6 protein-coding genes are annotated in these 8,173 nt (G+C 64.6%); 5 read left to right on the plus strand and 1 reads right to left on the minus strand.

Features of this window, described 5'->3' with window-relative positions:
* A partial coding sequence (locus VMA74_RS10475) for a hypothetical protein (RefSeq protein ID WP_325366705.1) occupies positions 1-198 on the minus strand: 198 nt, incomplete at its 3' end.
* Positions 199-331: 133 nt separating this feature from the next.
* On the opposite strand from VMA74_RS10475, the gene VMA74_RS10480 reads away from it, so the two are divergent.
* The 5 genes from VMA74_RS10480 to tssM all read left to right on the plus strand — a co-directional run.
* A complete protein-coding gene (locus tag VMA74_RS10480; RefSeq protein ID WP_325366706.1) occupies positions 332-868 on the plus strand; it encodes a DUF6931 family protein in 537 nt (178 codons plus the stop codon).
* A gap of 14 nt (positions 869-882) precedes the next feature.
* Positions 883-2,214 carry a type VI secretion system-associated FHA domain protein TagH gene (tagH, locus tag VMA74_RS10485; protein WP_325366707.1) on the plus strand — a complete coding sequence of 444 codons (1,332 nt, stop codon included), beginning with the start codon at positions 883-885 and terminating at the stop codon, positions 2,212-2,214.
* A gap of 225 nt (positions 2,215-2,439) precedes the next feature.
* Entirely contained in the window at positions 2,440-3,783 is a 1,344-nt protein-coding gene (tssK, locus tag VMA74_RS10490) for a type VI secretion system baseplate subunit TssK (protein ID WP_325366708.1), read from the plus strand.
* A 61-nt stretch (positions 3,784-3,844) separates the two neighbouring features.
* A complete protein-coding gene (gene icmH / locus VMA74_RS10495; protein WP_325366710.1) occupies positions 3,845-5,131 on the plus strand; it encodes a type IVB secretion system protein IcmH/DotU in 1,287 nt (428 codons plus the stop codon).
* 5 nt (positions 5,132-5,136) lie between these two features.
* A partial coding sequence (gene tssM, locus VMA74_RS10500) for a type VI secretion system membrane subunit TssM (RefSeq protein ID WP_325366709.1) occupies positions 5,137-8,173 on the plus strand: 3,037 nt, incomplete at its 3' end.

Here is an 8,173-nt window from a genome sequence, read left to right on the forward strand (position 1 = left end):
CGCGATGACGCAGGTCTCGGGCGGGATCATCATGATCGGGTGATGTAGATGGATGACGCCGGTGCTGTACTGGCAGCATTGGCTCCCACCCCTACGTGTAGCATGGGAGGGTTGGGGTGGGGTGAAGCGAATCTGGCGAAGATGCTCAATCATCCCCAGGCTCGATCCGGCGGAGCCGGGCGCGAGCTTTGCTCGCATTACCCCATCCCAGCCTTCCCCTGCATGCAGGGGAAGGAGCAAGTTCAGCTAAGGCAGGGATGTTCGAAAGCGGACAAGGATTGTCGAAGGGTAAACGGCAGCGCCGTAACACGGATCAGTAAAGGGGAACTGGATGTCAGTCGTTACGCAGGCTTCGATGCAAATGGGCTTGTCGGCCCTGGCCAGCGCCAGGCTGCGCCCGGAGATGACGCCGCAATTGGCGGTGCAGACGCTGCTCGATGCCGGCGACACTCAGGATGCGCTCAAGCTGCTCGCCCGTTTGTTGCCCAAGCGTTACGCCGTGGCCTGGCTGCTGCAATGCGCACGCGAACAACCGCTGGGCCTGGAAGACAAGGCCGGCGCCTCCCTGGCCGAGAAATGGGTGCGCGAGCCGAACGAAGACAATCGCCGCGCCGCTTTCGAGTTTGCCAACGCCGGCGGCTACCGCTCGCTGGGCGCGTGGCTGGCGGCGGCGGCGGGCTGGTCCGGCGGCAGCCTGGCGCCGGCCACGCAGGAGCAAGCCGTGCCGCCACCGGAACATCTCACCGCGCGTGCTACCGTGGCCGCCATCAACCTGATGGCCGCGCTGGTGAGCGAGCAATTCGAGGTACGCCGCACCGCCTTTATCGAGCGCGCGATGAGCTTGCTCAACAGCAGCGGCAATCGTTAGAGCAGGGGATTCACATGTCGACGCCACAGACATTGACGCTCGCCGTGCAAGGCCAACAGGCAGCGCAATTCGGCAGTCGCAGCCAGAAGAGTTTTCATGCGAAGGACGGCAGCATCGGGCGCTCGGAAGATTGCGATTGGGTGCTGAGCGCCTCCGGCGTGTCGCGCGTGCACGCCATGGTGCGCTATCTCAACGGCATCTATTTCATCGAAGACCGCAGCACCAACGGCATGCTGCTGAACGGCTCGCCGCTGATCAAAGGCGACCCGGCCGCGCTCAAGCATGGCGATCGCCTGCAGATCGACACTTTCGAGATCGCCGTGCGCATGGAGGCGGACAGCGAAACCATCGTGCAGATCGGCACGCCCGCGCCGCAGCCCATGCCGGCCGCGGCGCCAGTGTCGCCGCCGGTGGCGTTCAATAGCGATCCGCTGGATTTCGATTTCCTCAATCCGTTGCCATCCGCACCGGCGCCAGCGCGTGCTTCTACCCTCGATAGCCTGATTCCTGGCGTGCAGCAAACCGCGCCGGCCCGCGCCGACCTCGATCCGCTCAGCTTTCTGGACGAGCCGTTTGGCGCGCCCGCCCCGGAGCCGGCGCCCGCGCCCGGCTGGAACCACACGCCGGGCATCAGCGACCACTTCCGGCCGCCGACCACCGACGTGCGCAAGCAGGCCAACACGCTGCCGGAAAACTGGGACCTGACGATGGGCGATTTCGCGCTGCCGGCCGCGGCGCCCGCGCCCCCGCCTGCACCGGAACCCATCGTCGCATCGCCTGCGCCCGCGCCCGTCATCGCGCAGGCGCCGGTAGCTGCAGCCGGCACGGCGTTGCCGGCAGACATGGAGCAAATTTTCCGCATCGTGGTCGATGGCGTGATGGACGTGCTGCGCGCCCGCGCCGAGATCAAGAACACCTTCCGCCTGCCGGTCACGATCATCCAGCGCACGGAAAACAATCCGCTGAAATTCGCGCTCGGTACGGACGAGGCGATGCAGAAGATTCTGGCCGCACCCAACCCCGGTTTTCTGTCCGGCACCGCGGCGTTCCAGGATGCCTTCGAGGATATCCGCCTGCACCAGATGGCGATGCTGGCGGGTGTGCGCGCCGGCTTCGAAGCCCTGCTGATGCACTTCAATCCGGATCGCTACGAGAACGAAGTGGATGGCGGCAAGCGCGGCGGCGTGGCGTTCGGCGTCAAGGGCAAGTACTGGGACAAGTACCGCGACCATTTCGAGGGCCTGGTGAAGAACCCGGACGATACGTTCCGGCGCTTGTTCGGGGATGAGTTTGCGCGGGCTTACGAAGAGCAATTGGCGCGGCTGAAGGGGAGTCGTCGCAAATGAAGTCGGTAGAGGTTTTATGCACATGTGTGTGCAGCTATCTCGCTTCACCGTCATTCCGGCGAACGCCGGAATCCAGTGAAAATACGTTGCGCGAAGCGCTCAACATAAAAATATCGTGTGCTTCGCACAGCATATTCAAACTGGATTCCGGCGTTCGCCGGAATGACGCCGAAGCGAGGGCATGCATTTTGCCAGCTTGAAAAAATCGCAAGACGGACCGGATACATGACGCAAAACAACAAAGTGGTATGGAGCGAAGGCCTGTTCCTGCGGCCCCAGCACCTGCAGCAGCAGGAGCGTTACCTGGAACGCTTCGTGGAAGTGCGCGCCGGTGCGCTGCGGCCCTACGCATGGGGCTTCCACGAACTGGAACTGGAAGCGGACCTGCTGGCGATCGGCAAGATCGGCATCAAGCGTGCGCGCGGCGTGTTTCCCGACGGCACGCCGTTCTCCATGCCCAACGACGACCCGCTGCCACCCGCGCTGGAAGTGGACCCCAACTGGCGCGACCAGACCGTTTATCTCACCTTGCCGCTGCGCTCGCCTACGCAACCCGATAGCGGCCGCCCGGAAGCGCCGCCGGAAAAGCTGTTCCGCTTCCGCGTGCGCGAAGCCGAAGTACGCGATGCCTCCGGCAGCATGGATGGACTTACCGTGCTGGAAGTCGGCGGCATGAGCAGTCGCATGCTGCCGCAATCGCAACCGATGGAAGGCCTGGCGCAGATCCCGCTGACGCGCATCGTCGAATGCCGCGCCGATCGCCGGGTGATGCTGGACGACACGTTCATGCCGACCGGGCAAACCTGCCAGGCGGTGCCGCGGCTGGTGACCTTCCTGACCGAATTGCTCGGCCTGCTGCATCAGCGCGGCGAAGCGCTGGCTAGCCGCGTGGCGGTGACCGATCGCGGTGGCGCGGCGGAAATCGCCGACTTCCTGCTGTTGCAGGTGGTGAACCGCTATCAGCCCCTGATCGCGCACCTGGCCTCCGCGCCGATTGCGCATCCGGAAGACCTTTACCGCATCGCCGTCGCCATGGCTGGCGAACTGGCGACCTTTACCGCGCCGAGCAAACGCGCCCCGGCGTTTCCGCCTTACCGGCATGAATTTCTGCGCGAGAGTTTCGACCCGGTGATCATGGCGTTGCGCAACAGCCTGAGCGCGGTGATGGAACAAACCGCCACGCCGATCCCGCTGCAGCAACGCAAGTTCGGCGTGTGGGTGGCGGTGGTGCCGGACCTCACCTTGCTCGATACCGCCGCCTTCGTGCTCGCCGCCAAGGCGGACATGAAATCGGAAGACCTGCGCCGCCAGCTGCCCGCGCAATCGAAGATCGGCCCAGTGGAGAAGATCCGCGACCTGGTGAACCTGCAATTGCCCGGCATTGCCGTGGCGCCGATGCCGGTGGCACCGCGGCAGATTCCGTACAACGCGGGTTTTTTGTATTTCGAGTTCGACAAGAACTCGCAGATGTGGCGGATGTTGAAGACGTCCGGCGGCATTGCGTTCCACTTCGGCGAGGAATTCGCCGGGCTTGATCTGCAGTTGTGGGCGATTCGGGGCGGGACATGAATAAACCGCTACGCGTTCGGAGCATTGACCCATGAGCCAGAACAACGGCCCCAACGACGACATGCGCGATGCCACCATCGTGCGTCCGCACGGCTCCGTGCCGGCGCCAGCACCGGCCGCGCCGCCGCCTTCCGGCGCGCGCGCACCGGCGCCCTATGCGCCGCCTGCGGAAATCAACCAGTTTCTCGACGGCGGCCCGAACCCGCTGGTGCAGGCGGCCAGCCCCCTGCTGCTGCTTGCCGTGCAACTGCGCCATAGCGTGGCGCCGCCGGATGCCATGCATCTGCGCGAACAAACCATCGCGCAGATGCGCCGCTTCGAAACCATCGCTCAGGCGGCCAATATCGCGCAGCAAACCATCCTCGCCGCACGCTACGTGCTATGCACCATGCTGGACGAAGCCGTGCTCAATTCGCCCTGGGGCGAACACAGCGGCTGGGCGCAGAAAACGCTGCTGGTGACCTTCCACAGCGAATCCTACGGCGGCGCCAAGTTCTTCCAGATTCTCGAGCGCTTGTGCTCGGATTTCGCCAAGCACATCGACCTGATCGAATTGATGTACATCTGCCTGGCGCTGGGTTTCGCCGGCCGCTACCAGATCGAGGCGGGCGGGCGCGCCAAGCTCGCCGACATCCAGGAAGACCTGTACCGGCGCATCCAGGCGCAGCGCGCCAAGCCGGCGGACGAATTGGCGCCGCACTGGCGCGGTATCGAAGACCGCCGCAATCCGCTGATCCGCTACGTGCCGTTGTGGGTGGTGGCCGCGTTCGCCGCGGTGATCCTGCTCGGTGCGTTTTTGTTCTTCTATACCCGCCTCAATGCACTCTCCTCGCCGATCAGCGGGCAGCTGGCGCAAATCGGCCTGGAAAACGGCACACCGCCGGATACGGCGCGGCAACCGCATCCGGTGCGCAAGAGCCTCAAGCAATTGCTCGCACCGGAAGAGCAAGCCGGCTTGCTGACGGTCGATGAAAAACCCGATGGCGAGGCGATGGTGCGCCTTGCCGCTACCGGCATGTTCCCCTCCGGCGGCGTCGACGTGAGCGCGCAGGAAATCCCGCTGCTGCACAAGATCACTGCCGCGCTCAACCAGGTGCAGGGCAGGGTGATCGTGGTGGGGCATACCGACGACCAGCCGATCCGTTCGCTCAAGTACAAGGACAACTTCGAGCTGTCCAGCGCACGGGCACGCAGCGTGGCGCAGATCCTCAGCGAGGGCCTGGATAACGCCGCACGCATCGAATCCAGCGGCGCAGGTTCGTCGCAACCGATTGCGCTGCCGCCCGATACGCCTGAAAACCGCACGCGTAACCGGCGCGTGGACATCAAGTTCATTCCGGAGGATTGAACCCTGTGAAGATTTTTGCGCTGTTCAAATCCGGTTGGTTCATTGCGCTGATCGGCATCATCCTTTTGTCCATCCTGATCTGGCTGGGCGGCCCGTACCTGGGCATCGGCGATTCGCAACCGCTGGCCAGCGCGGTGGCGCGCCTGGTTACCATCATCGTGATCCTGGCGATATGGGCGATCTGGCTGCAGGTGCAGCAGCTGCGCGCGCGCAAGAAAGCGCAGCAGATGTCCGGCGACATGGTCTCGCAAGACACCAAGCCTGCCGGCAACGATCAGGACGAACGCAGCGCTGCCGAGCGCACGCAGCTGCAGGGGCGTTTCCAGGAAGCCGTCGACACACTGCGCAAGACCAAGCGCGGCGCCAATCTCTATACGCTGCCGTGGTACGTGGTGATCGGCCCGCCGGGTTCCGGCAAGACCACGCTGCTGCAGAATTCGGGCCTGAATTTCCCGCTCTCCGAGCGCTTCGGCAAGCAAGCCCTGCGCGGTGTCGGTGGCACGCGCAACTGCGATTGGTGGTTTACCGACGAGGCGGTGTTCCTGGATACCGCCGGCCGCTACACCATGCAGCAATCCGATCAAGCCGCGGATGCTTCGGCGTGGAGCGAGTTTCTCAAGCTGCTGCGCAAATACCGCAAGCGTCGCCCGATCAATGGCGTGCTGATCGCGATGAGCATGTCCGACCTGCTCACGCTGGACCAGAACGGCATGCAGGAGCACGTGCAGGCGATGCGCCGCCGCCTGGATGAACTGTCCACGCAGCTGCGCATCGGCGTACCGGTGTACCTGGTGCTGACCAAGTGCGACCTGATCGCCGGCTTCAGCGAATTCTTCGACGATCTCAGCCCGGAGCTGCGCAGCCAGGTATGGGGCATGTCGTTCCCGGTCGAGCAGACCATGAACGGTACTTCGGCCAAACAGTTCGGCAGCGAATTCGAGTTGCTGCTGAACCGGCTGCACACGCGCATCCTGAGCCGCCTGCATGCGGAACGCGATGCCAACCGGCGCGCGGCCATCCTGTCGTTCCCGCAGCAACTGAGCGCCTTGCGCGAAACCATGCGCCAGTTCGTCGAGGGCGTGTTCACCGGTTATGCCTACGGCACGCCGCCGTTGTTGCGCGGCGTGTATCTCTCCTCCGGCACGCAGGAAGGCACGCCGATCGACCGCATGATGGCGGCGGTGGCGCGCACCTTCGGCCTGGATGCCGCGCAAGTGCATGCACCCGGCGCGCAGCAGCGCACCTTCTTCGTGGAGCGCCTGCTCAAGGACGTGCTGTTCCGCGAATCCGGCTTCGCCGGTACCGACCCGAAACTGGAACGGCAGAAGATCCTGCTGCAGGCGGCCTCGTACCTGGGCGTGCTGGTGGTCACCGTGTTGCTGCTGGCCGGTTTTGTCGAAAGCTACGGGCGCAACAGCGCCTATCTGTCGCAGGTCGAGGATGCGCTGAAGAACTATCCGGCGACCAGCGACGTCTCCGGCGCGGCCACGCAGAAGGATTATTTCGCGCGCGTGCTGGAGCGGCTGGAGGGCCTGTCCGGCGTGCAGGACGTTGCGCAGCAATACAAGGGCAGCGTGCCGCTGTCGATGCGCTTTGGCCTGTACCAGGGCCACGCGGTAGGCGATGAAGTACACGATGCCTATGTGCGCGAACTCAACGGCCTGCTGCTGCCGGGCGTGGCCTCGCAGTTCCGCGGCGGACTGACCAGCAGCGCGAGCGATCCGCAGGCGTTGTACTACTACCTCAAGGGTTACCTGATGCTGGGCGAACCCAAGCACCAGAACGCCGACGAGCTGGTCGCGCTCACCGATATCGAATGGCGCAAGATCTTCCCCGGCGATCCGGTGCTGCAAAAAGCGTTGGCCAAGCATTTCCTCGCGCTGGTCGAGCAGCCCGGGCAACTGCGCCCGCTGCACCTGGATGACCAACTGGTGGAGCAGGCGCGCAGCACCTTGCGCACGGCCGACCTTTCCACCCTGATCTACGGCAGCCTCAAGCTCGGCATGGACAGCTCCGATCACCCGCCGCTGCAGCTGGACAAGGAACTGGGCCTGCTCGGCAACGTGTTCCGCCGCAGCAGCGGTGCGTCGCTGTCCGAGCCGATCCCGGCGCTGTACACCCAGCCGGTGTTCGCGATGGAAGTGAACAAGGGCATCGAGGAAGCGGTGAAGCAGTTCACCCAGGATGACTGGGTCTTCGGCGCCGGCAAGATCGATGCGATCCAGCAAGCCAAGCTCGCGCAGCAAGTGCTGGCGTTGTACCAGCAGGATTACATCAAGGTATGGGACGCGCTGCTGGCTGACTTGCAGTTGCAGCCCATTGCCAACATCCAGGACGCCAGCGCTATCGCCGCGAAACTGTCCGGCCCCAGTTCGCCGCTGAAGTCGCTGCTGATGGTGGTGCGCGACAACACCCACGACCTGCTGCGCGCACCGCCGGAAAGCGATGCCGACAAGGCCGAAGGCGCGTTGAAGAAGGCAGCGGAAAAGCGCGCCGAGCAACGCGCCGAACAAACCGCGGTGATGCGTGCACTGGCCGGCGCCGGCATCAACGGCAAAGGGGAGGGCGGCCAGCCGGACGCCAAGCCCGGTGACGCGATCAGCGCGCACTTCGATGCGCTCAACAAGCTCACCGATGGCGGACCCGGCAGCACGCCGATCGATCACACGCTGAGCGTGCTCGACCAGCTCAGCAAGACGCTGCTGACCATGACCGACTTCAGCAGCGCCGCCGGCCAGCCCAATCCGCAACTGCTGATGGCGCAGCAGGAAGCCTCGCAATTGCCGCCGCCGGTTTCCGCGTGGGTGGCCGCCTTGACCGGCAAGAGCCAGGCGCTGGTAGCCACCGGCACCAGCGGTGCGCTCGGCGATGCCTTCCAGCAGGCGGCCGGCAAGGATTGCGCGGACTTTACCCGCGGCCGCTATCCGTTCTCGCCCAACAGCGCCACCGATATTCCGTTGCAGAACTTCGGCGAACTGTTCGGCTACGGTGGCCGCTTCGACAGCTTCTACAAGCAAACCCTGGACAAGCTGGTGGATGCCA

The sequence above is a fragment of the Dyella sp. genome (assembly GCF_035508675.1).
Taxonomy (GTDB): Bacteria; Pseudomonadota; Gammaproteobacteria; order Xanthomonadales; family Rhodanobacteraceae; genus Dyella_B.